The organism is Synechococcus sp. CBW1006, from assembly GCF_015840525.1.
GTDB lineage: Bacteria > Cyanobacteriota > Cyanobacteriia > PCC-6307 > Cyanobiaceae > CBW1002.
The window spans coordinates 3,104,324-3,116,685 of the sequence record NZ_CP060396.1 but is presented as its reverse complement, the minus strand read 5'-3'; the positions used below and the strand labels follow the sequence as shown (position 1 = coordinate 3,116,685).

At 66.2% G+C, this 12,362-nt stretch carries 14 protein-coding genes; 8 read left to right on the top strand and 6 right to left on the bottom strand.

Annotation, left to right across the window (positions count from 1 at the left end; translation table 11 throughout):
• Positions 1-57 precede the first annotated feature (57 nt).
• Entirely contained in the window at positions 58-1,497 is a 1,440-nt protein-coding gene (locus H8F26_RS15225) for a pyridoxal-dependent decarboxylase (RefSeq protein ID WP_197155366.1), read from the bottom strand.
• Between the two features lie 235 nt (positions 1,498-1,732).
• Here H8F26_RS15225 and H8F26_RS15220 point away from each other — a divergent pair, with 235 nt between their 5' ends.
• A complete protein-coding gene (locus H8F26_RS15220; RefSeq protein ID WP_197159259.1) occupies positions 1,733-2,230 on the top strand; it encodes a nucleoside deaminase in 498 nt (165 codons plus the stop codon).
• Here H8F26_RS15220 and H8F26_RS15215 read toward each other — a convergent pair.
• A complete protein-coding gene (locus H8F26_RS15215; RefSeq protein WP_197155364.1) occupies positions 2,148-3,338 on the bottom strand; it encodes an alanine--glyoxylate aminotransferase family protein in 1,191 nt (396 codons plus the stop codon). The two genes, H8F26_RS15220 and H8F26_RS15215, sit on opposite strands and share 83 nt — an antisense overlap.
• 55 nt (positions 3,339-3,393) lie before the next feature.
• Positions 3,394-3,924 (bottom strand): allophycocyanin subunit beta, encoded by a 531-nt coding sequence (locus H8F26_RS15210; RefSeq protein ID WP_197155362.1) that lies wholly within the window; start codon positions 3,922-3,924, stop codon positions 3,394-3,396.
• Positions 3,925-4,128: 204 nt separating this feature from the next.
• On the opposite strand from H8F26_RS15210, the gene glnA reads away from it, so the two are divergent.
• Positions 4,129-5,505 carry a type I glutamate--ammonia ligase gene (glnA, locus tag H8F26_RS15205; RefSeq protein ID WP_197155360.1) on the top strand — a complete coding sequence of 459 codons (1,377 nt, stop codon included), beginning with the start codon at positions 4,129-4,131 and terminating at the stop codon, positions 5,503-5,505.
• Positions 5,506-5,708: 203 nt separating this feature from the next.
• Positions 5,709-6,767, top strand: a complete 1,059-nt coding sequence (locus H8F26_RS15200) for a class I SAM-dependent methyltransferase (protein ID WP_197155345.1) — start codon at positions 5,709-5,711, stop codon at positions 6,765-6,767.
• Positions 6,768-6,794: 27 nt separating this feature from the next.
• On the opposite strand, the gene H8F26_RS15195 is transcribed toward H8F26_RS15200, so the two are convergent.
• Complete coding sequence (locus H8F26_RS15195; RefSeq protein ID WP_197155343.1) at positions 6,795-7,055, bottom strand: hypothetical protein; 261 nt, start codon at positions 7,053-7,055, stop codon at positions 6,795-6,797.
• Positions 7,056-7,091: 36 nt separating this feature from the next.
• On the opposite strand from H8F26_RS15195, the gene H8F26_RS15190 reads away from it, so the two are divergent.
• A complete protein-coding gene (locus H8F26_RS15190; protein ID WP_231597886.1) occupies positions 7,092-7,388 on the top strand; it encodes a DUF6439 family protein in 297 nt (98 codons plus the stop codon).
• Here H8F26_RS15190 and H8F26_RS15185 read toward each other — a convergent pair.
• Both H8F26_RS15185 and H8F26_RS15180 read right to left on the bottom strand, forming a co-directional pair.
• Positions 7,354-7,779: an ATP-binding protein gene (locus tag H8F26_RS15185; protein WP_197155341.1), complete on the bottom strand. Its 426-nt coding sequence runs from the start codon at positions 7,777-7,779 to the stop codon at positions 7,354-7,356. The two genes, H8F26_RS15190 and H8F26_RS15185, sit on opposite strands and share 35 nt — an antisense overlap.
• 32 nt (positions 7,780-7,811) lie before the next feature.
• Entirely contained in the window at positions 7,812-8,552 is a 741-nt protein-coding gene (locus H8F26_RS15180; RefSeq protein ID WP_197155339.1) for a GUN4 domain-containing protein, read from the bottom strand.
• A gap of 80 nt (positions 8,553-8,632) precedes the next feature.
• Here H8F26_RS15180 and mnmH point away from each other — a divergent pair, with 80 nt between their 5' ends.
• From mnmH to H8F26_RS15160, 4 genes are read left to right on the top strand one after another with little or no spacing between them, the layout of a single operon-like run.
• Entirely contained in the window at positions 8,633-9,763 is a 1,131-nt protein-coding gene (mnmH, locus tag H8F26_RS15175) for a tRNA 2-selenouridine(34) synthase MnmH (protein WP_197155330.1), read from the top strand.
• 23 nt (positions 9,764-9,786) lie between these two features.
• Positions 9,787-10,155 carry a photosystem II reaction center protein Psb28 gene (gene psb28, locus H8F26_RS15170; protein WP_197155328.1) on the top strand — a complete coding sequence of 123 codons (369 nt, stop codon included), beginning with the start codon at positions 9,787-9,789 and terminating at the stop codon, positions 10,153-10,155.
• A gap of 40 nt (positions 10,156-10,195) precedes the next feature.
• On the top strand, positions 10,196-11,269 hold the full coding sequence (locus H8F26_RS15165; RefSeq protein ID WP_197155326.1) for an AI-2E family transporter: 1,074 nt from the start codon (positions 10,196-10,198) through the stop codon (positions 11,267-11,269).
• The gene (locus H8F26_RS15160) at positions 11,266-12,288 is read left to right on the top strand and encodes an AI-2E family transporter (RefSeq protein ID WP_197155316.1); all 1,023 of its coding nucleotides are present in this window, start codon (positions 11,266-11,268) and stop codon (positions 12,286-12,288) included. Before H8F26_RS15165 ends, H8F26_RS15160 begins: the two co-directional genes overlap by 4 nt.
• Positions 12,289-12,362 lie beyond the last annotated feature (74 nt).

The following is a 12,362-nucleotide window of genomic DNA, read 5'->3' as shown; positions in this document are numbered from 1 at the left end:
GAATGGAAAAAGAAACTGGATATGGAAAGCGGAAATGGTGATCAGGCCGGGTCGTCTTCAGGGCTGCGGTAGAAGCGAGGCGTGCACCAGCTGCGCCAGCCGCTCCAGGTGCTCGGCCCTGGTGTGGGGGTTGCCGAGCACGGCCTTGAGGTGATGGCGGCCGCCGTACAGGGGCCGCGACAGCATCAACTGCTCGGCCAGAAGGCGCTGGCGGGTTTCGGCGCTCCAGTGGGTGGCCTGCTCGGCGTCATAGCCGGCGGGGCAGAAGGCGAGAAGGTGCAGCTGGCCGTCCTTGAGGTCGAGCCGGTCACCAGAGGCCAGCAGCTGGCGCAGATGTCGCCGCCGCTCGATGGCGCCATCCAGCACCGCTTCGATTCCCGCCAGGCCCAGTTGCCGAAGGCCCAGCCAGAGCTTGAGGATTTCGGCGGGACGGGTGCCCTGCAGCCCTGCCTCGCCGCCATGGCTGCCCCCCCAGCTGGGCTCCATGTAAGGAAGCCCCGTGCCGAACACCTCCTCCAGACCTGCCGGATCAGCCAGCAACAGCAAGGAGGAGGTTTTGGTGATGCCCAGAAGCTTCTGGGGATTGAGGGTGATCGAATCCGCCTGAGCCAGACCCGCCACCCGGTGGCGATGGCGATCACTGAGGGCGTACACCCCTCCGATCGCCCCATCCACGTGCAACCAGATCCCCTGGCGCCGGCACAGATCCGCCACCGGCTCGAGGGGATCCACCGCTCCCCGCACGGTGGTGCCGGCGGTGGCCACCACAGCCAGAACCGGCACTCCCTGGGTTCTCAGTGTCATCAGCCTGCTCTCCAGAGCCTCGATGGCAAGACCGCCCGAGGCATCGGTCGGCAGCGTGAGCAGGGCCGTGGCCGGCAGTCCCATCACCGTGAGGGCCTTGGCCAGGGAGACATGGGCATCCTGGCTGCAGAGGACCACCGCCTGGCCGCAACAGGCCAGGCCAGCGCGGTGGCGTGCCAGCACCAGAGCCATCAGGTTGCTGAGGCTGCCACCGCTGGCCGGGATGCCACCGGCACCGGCCGGCAGACCGATCGCTTCGGCCAGCCAGCTGCAGAGACTGCGCTCCAGCCGACTGAGGCTGGGGGAGAGCTCCTCCGCCAGCAGGTTGTTGTTGAGACCGGCGCAGATCAGATCGCCCACGATCGAGGCCGCCAGGGGCGGGGGGTCCAGGTGGGCCAGGGCTCCGGGGTGGTGGGGGTTGTAGGCCCCATCCATCAGTTGCTGGAGATCGGCCAGCAAGGCTTCCGATGGCAGGCCGAAAGCCTCAGGAACCGCGCTGGGAAGCACACTCAGACCAGGCAGGGGCGAGCGGGCCAGGCTGCTGCCCATCCAGGCCGTGAGCTGGCTGGCAGCCCGATGCAGAAACGACTCCAGGGCCGCATCCGGCTGGGCAGGATCGGCAAAGGGCAGGGGCGAGGCGGCCCGCAGAGCTGGTGGCGCGCTGGCCAACGGCGGACGGTCAAGGTCTCCCATTCTCACCTGAGGGGCGCAGCATGGTTCAGGCCCTGGTTTGGCCGGGCTCGCCCCGCTGCCACGATCGATGCCGACACTCCGTCGGGACGACCGGCCCCACCAGCCCTTGCCGACCCAACAGCTCCTTGATGATCCGCTCGGTTCGGGGGATCCTCAACTCCTGCACGATCAGAACCACAGGCCTGCCGAGCTGGCATCAAGAGCAACGATCGAGCACACCAGGCTGGAGAGCTGGATGGATCGGTTGCTTCGCCATGCAGCCGCTGTGGGGGAAACCGGTGAGATTCCTGTCGCGGCCGCGATGCTGGATGCCCAGGGACGCTGCATCGGCTGGGGCAGCAATCGGCGCCATCGCGAGATGGATCCGCTGGGGCACGCCGAGCTGGTGGCCCTGCGCCAGGCGGCGCTGTTGCTCGGCGACTGGCGTTTCAACGCCTGCACCCTGGTGGTGACCCTCGAGCCCTGCCCGATGTGTGCCGGCGCCCTGGTGCAGGCGCGGGTCGGACGGGTGGTCTATGGCGCCCCGGATCCCAAGCGGGGCGCATTGGGGGGGTGCCTGGATCTGGCCAGCGATCCCAGCGCCCACCACGCGATGACCGTGGTGGGCGGGGTGCGCGGCGAGCAGGCTGGAGCTCAGCTCACGGCCTGGTTCAGGCAGCGGCGGAGCGGAAGGCGGGCAGCTCGGCCTCGAACAGATCCAGCAGCCGATCGACGTTCTCGGCGCGACTGTTGAAGCCCATCAGACCGATGCGCCAGACCTTGCCGGCCAGCACACCGAGACCACCACCGACCTCGATGCCATGGGTGTTGAGCAGATGGAGGCTGAAGGCCTTGCCATCCACGCCCTCCGGAATGCGCACGGTCGTGAGGGTGGGCAGGCGCAGCTCTTCAGGGACGTGGGGCTCGAGACCGAGGCGCTCCAGACCGATCCAGAGGCGCTCCGCATTGGCCCGGTGACGGGCCCAGGCATTCTCCAGACCCTCTTCAGCCAGCAGACGCAGCGCCTCGCGCATGCCGAAGTTCATGTTCACCGGGGCGGTGTGGTGATACACCCGGTTGCTGCCCCAGTACTGGTTCAGCAGGCTCACGTCGAGGTACCAGTTCGGCACCTTGTCCCGCCGGGCCGCCAGTTTGGCCTCGGCCCGGGGCCCCATGGTGAAGGGACCGAGGCCTGGAGGGCAGCTGAGGCCCTTCTGGCTGCAGCTGTAGGCCAGATCCACCTTCCAGTCGTCCAGGAAGACGGGGATCGCCCCCAGGGAGGTCACGGTGTCGAGCAGGAGCAGGCAGTCGTATTGCCGGCAGAGCTCACCGATGCCCTCCATGGGCTGGCAGACCCCGGTGGAGGTTTCGGCATGCACCATCGCCAGGATGGCGGGGCGATGGTGTTGCAGCGCCGCCTCGATCTCCTCCAGGGTGAACGCCTCGCCCCAGGGGCGTTCGATCGTGGCCACCTCCGCCCGGTAGCGGCCGGCCATATCCGCCAGTCGGAGGCCGAAGTAGCCCTTCACGGCCACCAACACCTTGTCACCCGGTTCCACCGTGTTGGCCAGGGTGGCTTCCATGGCGGCACTGCCGGTGCCGCTCATCGGAATGGTGAGGCGATTGTCGGTCTGCCAGGCGTAGCGCAGAAGCTCCTGCACCTCGCCCATCAACTCCACGTAGAGCGGGTCGAGATGGCCGATTGGCGTCCGGGACAGGGCCTGAAGCACCGTGGGATGGGCATTGGAGGGCCCGGGTCCGAGCAGAAGACGATCCGGTGTGGCGATCGGACCGAGCGTGCAGCGGTGAGCTTCGCTGAGCTGGTGATCGCCGACGGGCGGACGGGCAGGAGTGGAGACCAAGACCGAGGGCGGAGGGGGGTGAGACGATTGAGCCTAAACAGAGAGCTGCTGCTGGTCAGCGGGCACGCACGTTGGTGGAGGCCAGACCACGGCAGAGGTGATCAAAAGGAGCCTTCACGACCGAGGCCAGCACGGCCGCCTCAGCAACTCCGGCCTCGGACAATTGTTCACACACCACCTCGCCCAGCAGGGCGATCCCCCGGACGGTGGGACCGGTGGGAACCCCAAGGCTCTTGTACGTGTCGTCGAGACCGTTGAGCACCCGTTCGTTGAGGATCGTGGCGTCGTCAGCGATCAGGGCGTAGCTGGCATAACGGAGGAAATAGTCCATGTCCCGCAGACAGGCGGCCAGACGACGGGTGGTGTAAGCATTTCCTCCCGGCAGGATCAGTTCAGGATCCTCTTTCCAGAGCCGTTGCGAGGCTTCGCGAACGATCTCGGCGGCGTCTCGGTTGATCAGCTCCACGGCCGCCAGACGAAGAGCGGACTGGGAGTAAAAGCCCTTGATGCGGTCGATGGCATCGCGATCTAAATAACGACCGAGCTGGTCGTAGCGGCCGATCAAACCAGTGATGGCATCGCGCATGGGTGTTGTGGATCGACGCACCTGCAGCGGAAACTAGCACTCACCAACCGGCAACATTCCTGCTGCCAGGCGCGTTCTCGGCAAGTTGACAGAAACGGTTACGCAAAGTGGCGCCATCGGACCAGACCTGGCGAGTGAGCTTCGGGGCGATCCCTACCGTTCAGTCAACCCGTGGTCTGCGCGGGCTCCCCCCACCACTTCGTCATGGCCCAAACCGCCCGGGACGTTCTGAGCCAGATCAAGGACGAGGGAATCGAACTGATCGACCTCAAAGTCGCTGATCTTCATGGCAGATGGCAGCACCTCACCGTGTGCGCTGACCAGGTCAACGCCCGGGCTTTTGCCGACGGGCTCGCCTGGGACGGTTCGGTATTCCGCGGCTGGAATCCGGTTCAGGACTCAGCGATCGCCTTGGTGCCCGATCCCGGCACCGCCTGGATTGATCCCTTCCAAAGCCACAGGACCCTCAGCCTGATCTGTTCCATCCAGGAGCCCCGCAGCGCCAAGCCCACAGGCCGCTGTCCCCGCTCCCTGGCCCAGAGGGCCTTCACCTATCTGGGCTCGACCGGTCTTGCCGACACGGCGTACTTCGCGCCCCAACCGGAATTCTTCCTCTTTGACGACGTGCGCTACAGCTCCAGCGAGGCGGGCTGCTCCTACAGCATCGAGTCGATTGAGGCTGCCTGGAACCAGGGCCACGTCGACGACGGCGGCAACCGCAGCGACGCCGATCAGGACTTGCGCAGCGAGATGGTGCTGTTGCTGGGCTCACTCGGGGTTCCGATGGACAAGCATCACCATGCGGTGACGGCATCGGGGCAGCACGCACTGGGCATGAAGGATGCGGAGTTGATCAGCGCGGCGGACAACCTGATGATCACCCGCTATGTGGTGCGCAAACTGGCCAGAAAATATGGACGGTCGGCCACTTTCATGCCGCAGCCAGTCTTTGGCGCGAACGGCTCTGGACTGCCTGTCCACCAGAGTCTCTGGAAGGCTGGCCAGCCCCTGTTCTTCGGGGAGGGCACCTACGCCAACCTCTCCCAGACCGCTCGCTGGTACATCGGCGGTCTGCTGCGCCATGCGCCCAGCGTTCTGGCCTTCACCAACCCGGGCACGAACAGTTACAGGCGTCTGGTGTCGGGCTTCGCAGCGCCGGTGAACCTGGTGTATTCCCAGGGCAACCGCTCAGCGGCCGTCCGCATTCCGATCACGGGCCCCAGCCCCAGGGCCAAACGGCTGGAGTTCCGATCCGGCGATGGCCTGGCCAATCCCTACCTTGCCTTCTCGGCGATGCTGATGGCCGGACTGGATGGAATCAGGAACCAGATCGATCCCGGTGACGGCATCGATGGGGATCTGATCGCACTTCCGGCCAATCAACGGGCCAGGATTGCATCGCTTCCGGCCTCCCTCAGTGGCGCTCTCGAGGCCCTGGAGGCTGACCAGGACTACCTGCTGGCGGGCGGCGTGTTCAGCGAGGATTTCGTCGCCAACTGGATCGCGATCAAGCACGCGGAGGTGCAGCAGCTGCGTCAGCGCCCCCACCCCTACGAATTCAGCCTCTACTACGACATCTGACGCCTGAGGATTGACCGCATCGCAGGAAACCTCGCATCCCAGGGCATTGCAGAGCGCAAGGCTGAGCAGATCTCAAAACGGATCAGGTGTACGGATCAGGTCTCAGGAACGGATCCGATCGCGAAGCTGATCAGGATCCTGGCTCACGGATGAGCATTCCAATCCGTTGGAATGCACCCAGACGTTGTCGCTTCGGCCCTTCCATGTCCGATCAGCTCAGCAAGCTGGCTTATCACACCCTGCAGCAGGGCAAGAGTCTGGTCGGGCTGGCCCACAAGGAAGTGAGCAGCCGCCTCATGGACCTGATCAGTCCTGAGGTCAGCGCCCGCACGGTGCCGGTGCCACCGGCCCTGCTGGCCATGCTGCAGGCATCGATGCAACGTCTGCTGGATCGGGACTGGCAGGAGGCGGAACAGGGCCTCTATCCGGCCTCCCTGCTGTTCGATGCCCCCTGGCTTGACTGGGCCAGCCGGTACCCGCTGATCTGGCTCGATATTCCGGCCACCTGGACCCGCCGCCGGGAGCGGAAGGTGCGCGACCTGCCCCGCACCATCGATCCCGCTGCCTACCCGGACTACTACCTCCAGAATTTCCATCACCAGACCGACGGTTACCTCAGCGACCACTCCGCCGCCCTGTATGACCTGCAGGTGGAGCTGTTGTTCAACGGCACCGCCGATCCGATGCGGCGACGGGTCCTCGGCCCCCTGGTTCAGGGCCTCAAGGCCTTCACCGATCGGCCCCCGGGCTGCCTGCGGGTGCTCGACGTGGCCACCGGTACCGGTCGCACCCTGCGCCAGCTGCGTGGTGCCCTGCCCAAGGCCCAGTTGATCGGCATCGATCTTTCCACCGCTTACCTGCGGCAGGCCAATCGCTGGCTCGCCGTGCTGCCTGGCGAGCTGCCCCAGCTGATCCAGGGCAATGCCGAAACGCTGCCCTTCGCTGAGGCCAGCCTGCAGGGCGCCACCTGCGTGTTTCTGCTGCATGAGCTGCCGGGGTCGGCAAGGCAGGCCGTGCTCAACGAGATCCAGCGGGTGCTGGAGCCCGGTGGCGTGCTGGTGCTGGCGGATTCGGTGCAGCTGAACGATTCGCCGGAGTTCGCCGCGCCGATGGAGAATTTCCGGCGAGTCTTCCACGAGCCTTACTTCCGGCACTACATCGAGGACGACATCGACGCGCGGCTGACGGAGGCCGGATTCGAAGACATTGCTGCCGAATCCCATTTCATGACCCGCGTCTGGACCGCCCGCAAACCGCTCTGAGCCGAACCGCTGTCCGGCGGGTGCAGCTCAGCGTTGAAGCCACCAGGCCAGGATCAGGCCGGCACCGGCTCCCCTCAGGCCGACCCAGAAGTGGCGTCCAGCCTGGGGTTGCCGCAGCCCCTGGGGCAGGGGATCGAGCAGGCGCTGGGCAATGGCGAGCCGTTGCCGTTGGCGACGTTGCCAGGCAGCCTGTCCGAGCTGCCGAGGAGCTGCACTGGCCATGGTGAGCACGGCAGCCAGCTGATGCAGGGCACCGATCGGGCGGGTGCGGCGCGTGGGGTGAGGCATCCCGCCAGGATGGGCGCCGCCGTTGTGTGTTGTCCAGTGACCCAGTCAGCTGCTGTGAAACGGGACTGGCCCCCGCAGGCCCTGGAGCAAGCCGTGGCTCTGCATCGCAGCCTCAGCATCGGAGACCGCGACTGGCACGCCCTCAAGGCCCAACGGCCGCGCCGTGGCGCGGAGCAGATTGCGGCGGCCCTGGTGCAGCTGCTCGGAGAGGACAGCCCGGCCTCGACCAGCTCAACCGCAGCGCGGGAGCGGGCGATCGCGTTGTTGGAGCATGGCCTGGCCTGGCTGCGTCAGGAGATCAGTGATCCGGGCTGTCCAAGCCACGGGCGTTGAAGCGGGAGCGCCGAACGGCCAGTTGGAGGCGGTTCCCGCGACCGCTCCAGCGCACATCATCAAAGCAATGGTGGATCAGGAACAGGCCCCGGCCGCAGGGGGTGTCCTCGTGGTCAGGCAAGGCGTGGCCGCGATGGCCTGCCGGCACACCAGGTCCCTCATCCTGCACCTGCCAGACCAGCCAGCGCGGCGTCTGGATGCGGCGAATCCGCAGGCATTTCCGCGGATCACAGCCGTTGCCATGGCGCACGGCATTGACCAGGGCCTCCTGGAGACCCAGGTGCAACTCAGCCAGGGTGCTCTCGCAACGCACCGGCTCCAGCAACAACTCCACCAGCGGAGCCAGCTGCAATGTGGAGGGAGTGATGAAATCGGACCAACGCAACGCCAACAGATCAGGATCCGCAGCTGCCGGAATTGACCCTACCCCGCGGCCTTCTTGATGCGCTGCCGCAGGGCGGGATGGCGCAACAGTGCATCCATCAGCCGCACCCCTCGCAACTGGTTGAGCAGGGGCATGTGTCCCTCGGGCGCCTCGATCGACCAGGTGAAGGAGCCTGGATAGCGTGTCCAGAGGCCCTCGTGCTTCCAGCCCAGGCGTGGCCAGAGCAGCTCCCAGCGACCGCCACAGGCGGCCAGCAGGCGACCCTGAACGGAGAAACCGAAGCGACCGCGTGAATAGACTAGCCAGAGCCGATCGAGGCTCTCCAGGTCCACGCCCGCGATCGCTGGCACCTCGCTGTAATACACGTAGCCCCGTTGCATGGCGCCGCTGCCGGCAAGCTGGCGCAACAGCTCACTGGTGATCCGATCGGCCGCCTCGAAGTCCTGCAGCATCAGATGGCGCTGCAGAGGGGCGTAGTCCAGCCCTGCACCGCTGGTCACCGCCAGCCAGCCGTCCGGATAGCGGGCAAGCACCTGCTCGCGCAGCTCCTGATCGCCCGCCTTGAGCAGGAGTTGCAGCAGAAAACCCAGGGCCCAGTCGTCACCGGTGGCATCCCAGCCATCAAGGCGGTCACCGATCAGCGGAGCCAGCTCGGAGGCGCGGCTCTCAAGCTGGCCCAACAGGCTGCGCCGTTGACGCGGGGAGGCGGAGAGGAAGCGCTCCAGCAGCTGATCTGGCGCCGCACTGGCGGCGACGGAAACCGGGGAACCGGAGAGCATGGTGGGGAACCAGCCAGAAGGGGAGCCAGTGTTGGCCCACTATGTCAGTCGGGTCTGAGGACGCGCAGCGCCCCACCGCCATGAGCCTCCGCAACAGCCGATCCTCTGACCTAGATCCCACGGTGCCGCCTGGGATCGCCAGCACCTCCGCAGAGCCTGCGGCACTGCCGGTCAGTGCCTTTCTGGCGGCATCTGGACCAGTGGTGGATGTGCGCAGCCCCGGCGAATTTCGCCAGGGCCATATCCCCGGTGCCTGCTCGTTGCCCCTGTTCAGCGATGAAGAGCGCGCCGAGATCGGCACTTTGTACAAGCAGGAGGGCCGCCCCAGTGCGGTTCGGCACGGCCTCGAGCTGGTCGGTCCGAGGCTGGTTGACCTGGGAGACAGGCTGAGCGAACTGGCCAACGCCGATTGCAGCGGAACACCGAAGGTGTCCGATCTGCGGCTGCACTGCTGGCGTGGTGGCATGCGCTCGGGAAGTGTCGCCTGGCTGGCCTCCACCCTGGATCTGCCGGTGGTCCTGCTGGAGGGGGGCTACAAGGCCTTCCGTCGCTGGGTGCTGCAGAGCTTCGAGCAGCCCTGGCCGCTGCGACTGCTGGGGGGACGTACCGGCTGCGGCAAGACCGATCTGCTGGAGGCGATGTCCGCCCGGGGAATGGCGGTGATTGATCTGGAGGGCCTGGCCCATCACCGTGGCAGCAGCTTCGGCGGCCTGGGACAACCGGAACAGCCGAGCAGCGAACATTTCGAGAATCGACTGGCGCTGGCATTGCTGCACCAACGCGAAGCCAATGCCATCTGGGTGGAGGCCGAAAGCACCCAGGTGGGACGCTGCCGGATTCCGCGGGGGTTCTGGCAGCAGATGGTGCAGGCGCCGGTGTTGGAGATCCAGCGCACCGAGCCGGAACGGATCGAACGGTTGGTGGCGGTGTACGGCCTCCAGGATCCCGACGGTCTGCGCCAGGCCACCGAACGGATCGCTCGCCGGCTGGGTCCGCAGCGCACGGACGCTGCCCTGAAGGCGATCGCAGTGCAGGACTGGGCCAGCGCCTGCAAGGCCATGCTGGATTACTACGACCGCTGCTACGACCACGAACTGGATCGTCACCCTGCGCCCAGCCTGGGACGGCTGGATCTCAGCGGCCTGAACGACACGGATGCCGCCATGCGGCTGGAGAGTCACCTGCTGGGCAGCGAGCCGGTGTCTGCCTAGGATCAGTTTTTGCCCGAGCCATCATGGGTGCCGCCATTCAGTTCTTCCGTGGTGTGGATGAGCCGGTGGTGCCCGATATCCGTCTGACCCGCTCCCGCGATGGCCGCACCGGGCAGGCCCTGTTCGTATTCGAAGAGCCTCAGGCCCTGGCACCCGAAGCATTGGGCGACATCACCGGCATGTTCATGCAGGACGAGGAAGGCGAGATGGTGACCCGCGAGGTCAAGGCCCGCTTCGTGAACGGCAAGGCCAGCGCCCTGGAGGCCACCTACACCTGGAAGAACACCACCGACTTCGAGAGGTTCATGCGCTTCGCTGAGCGCTATGCCGACAGCCATGGTCTGGGATTTTCGGGCCAGGAAGACAAGGAAAGCGAGGACGAGGACTCCTGATCCCAGCTGAGGCCAGGCTCGACCAGCAGAGGATGGGATCGTGACCTTCGGCCAGTGGCTCGGGCTTGCTGCCCTGGTTGCCTCCCTGCTGCTCCTCTGGAGCCTGCGGGAGGCCTTGGTTCTGGTGTTCGCCGCGGTTGTGCTGGCGATGGCGCTCTGCACCCTGGTGGGCCAGCTGCGCCATCGATTGCGCTGTCCGCGCCCACTGGCACTTCTGCTCAGCCTCGCACTGCTGCTGGTTGTGGTGCTGGTCGTCGGCACCGCCGTGATCCCTGCCTTCGTGGGGCAGTTTTCAGAGCTCCTGCAGAAGATTCCCCAGGCTGGTCGTGCCTTGCTTGAACTGCTTCGGCAGGCCATGGACAGCGCCAGCAGGATGCTGTACGGCCGAAGCGATGGCACTCTCTCCTGGTTGCAGCATGGGCTGCAAGGGGCCAATCCCGCCGGGGATCTGGCCTCCCATCTCAGCGGCGGCGCCGTTCGCATCCTTGGACTGGCCGGCAATGTCGGCGCCGGCCTGATCCAGACCCTGTTTGTGGTGGCGGTGGCGCTGATGATCGCCAGCCAGCCGGAGGCGTACCGAGAGGCTCTGCTGCTTCTGGTGCCGTCGTTTTATCGGAGGCGGTTCCGCGCCGTTCTGGTTCAGTGCGGCAATGCCCTCAGTGCCTGGATGGTAGGGGTCCTGATCAGCTCCACCTGCGTGGGGGTTCTGGCGGCCATCGGCCTATCTCTGCTCGGGGTGAAGCTGGTGGCCGCCAACGCCCTGCTGGCCGGACTGCTGAACGTGATCCCCAACGTGGGCCCTACGCTCAGCACCCTGTTTCCCATGTCCGTGGCGCTGCTGGAAAGCCCCTGGAAGGCCCTGGCGGTGCTTGGCCTCTATGTGGCGATTCAGAACCTGGAGAGTTACGTGATCACTCCCTCGGTGATGCACCACCAGCTCCAGTTGCTCCCGGGCCTCACCCTGATGGCCCAGTTGCTGTTCACGGTGCTGTTCGGCCCTCTGGGCCTGCTGCTGGCCCTGCCCCTGGCCGTGTGCCTGCAGGTGATCATGCGGGAAATCGTGATCCGCGACATTCTTGATCCCTGGAAGACGCAGAGGGCCGCTGCGCCATGAGTTCGCGCACCCTGCTCGGTGCCCTCGCCCTGATCGTGCTGGGCCTCCTGACCTGGGAGCTGCGATGGGTGTTGCTGATTCTGTTCGGCGCGATCGTTCTGGCGGTGGCGCTCGACGTCCCAATCACGCTGCTGCGTCGGTTGCTGCCCCTGAACCGACCGGCAGCCCTTGCCCTGGTGCTGCTGGTGCTGCTGGTGGCCGGCACCCAGTTGGGCGGCCTGCTGCTGCCGGAGCTGTTCACCCAGGTGAACGACCTCATCCAGCTGTTGCCCGCCCTGACCCAGAAGCTGGCCGCGCTCGCCGCCAACGTGCCCGGCTTTGATCGGCTTGAACAGCAACTGCTGGAGGGCAGCACCTGGGAGAATCTTCAGCCGCTCGGAGGCCAGCTGATCGGGGTGGCCGGTGGTGCTGCCAACAGCACCATCCAGCTGGTGTTGATGGTGTTGCTCGCCATCCTGTTGGCCCTGGATCCCCGCAGCCATCAAGGACTGGTGGTGGCGGCCACCCCGCGCTTCTACCGGCTGCGCATGCGGCAGTTGCTGGGAGACTGCCGCGAAGCCCTGGGAGGCTGGCTGGCCGGGATGACCCTGTCGGCCGTAGTGGTGGGTCTGCTCACCTGGGCCGGACTCTCCCTGTTGGGCGTGCCGCTGGCCCTGCTCAGCGCGCTGGTCTGTGCCCTGCTCACGTTCGTGCCCACCATCGGTCCCACGGCTGCCACCCTGCTGCCCCTGGCCATGGCCCTGCTGGTTTCGCCCGCCAAGGTGCTGCAGGTGCTGATGCTGCGGCTGGTGCTGCAGAACGGCGAGGCCTTTCTGCTCACACCGGTGCTGCTCAGCCGAACGGTGAACCTGCTCCCTACCGTGGCCCTGATGGCCCAGCTCTGCCTGGGAGCCCTGTTGGGGCTGCCCGGCGTGCTGATTGCCCTGCCGTTGGTGGTGGTCTTGCAGGTGATCGGTCAGGAGGTGGTGGTGGCTGAGATCATGGATCGCTGGGATGGAACCCGGCCGAGAAGCGATTGAGCCAGCTGACTACCAGCAATCTCACTGAGCGGGAGCGGGAGCTGCAGAAGCGAGCTGGATGGCTGAATCCGTGC

What these genes read in the sequence shown, in the direction of transcription:
- H8F26_RS15225 (WP_197155366.1), bottom strand. Translation starts at nt 1,497, where the DNA reads ATGGGAGACCTTGACCGTCCGCCGTTGGCCAGCGCGCCACCAGCTCTG.
- H8F26_RS15220 (WP_197159259.1), top strand. Translation starts at nt 1,733, where the DNA reads ATGGATCGGTTGCTTCGCCATGCAGCCGCTGTGGGGGAAACCGGTGAG.
- H8F26_RS15210 (WP_197155362.1), bottom strand. Translation starts at nt 3,924, where the DNA reads ATGCGCGATGCCATCACTGGTTTGATCGGCCGCTACGACCAGCTCGGT.
- glnA (WP_197155360.1), top strand. Translation starts at nt 4,129, where the DNA reads ATGGCCCAAACCGCCCGGGACGTTCTGAGCCAGATCAAGGACGAGGGA.
- H8F26_RS15200 (WP_197155345.1), top strand. Translation starts at nt 5,709, where the DNA reads ATGTCCGATCAGCTCAGCAAGCTGGCTTATCACACCCTGCAGCAGGGC.
- H8F26_RS15195 (WP_197155343.1), bottom strand. Translation starts at nt 7,055, where the DNA reads ATGCCTCACCCCACGCGCCGCACCCGCCCGATCGGTGCCCTGCATCAG.
- H8F26_RS15180 (WP_197155339.1), bottom strand. Translation starts at nt 8,552, where the DNA reads ATGCTCTCCGGTTCCCCGGTTTCCGTCGCCGCCAGTGCGGCGCCAGAT.
- mnmH (WP_197155330.1), top strand. Translation starts at nt 8,633, where the DNA reads ATGAGCCTCCGCAACAGCCGATCCTCTGACCTAGATCCCACGGTGCCG.
- psb28 (WP_197155328.1), top strand. Translation starts at nt 9,787, where the DNA reads ATGGGTGCCGCCATTCAGTTCTTCCGTGGTGTGGATGAGCCGGTGGTG.
- H8F26_RS15160 (WP_197155316.1), top strand. Translation starts at nt 11,266, where the DNA reads ATGAGTTCGCGCACCCTGCTCGGTGCCCTCGCCCTGATCGTGCTGGGC.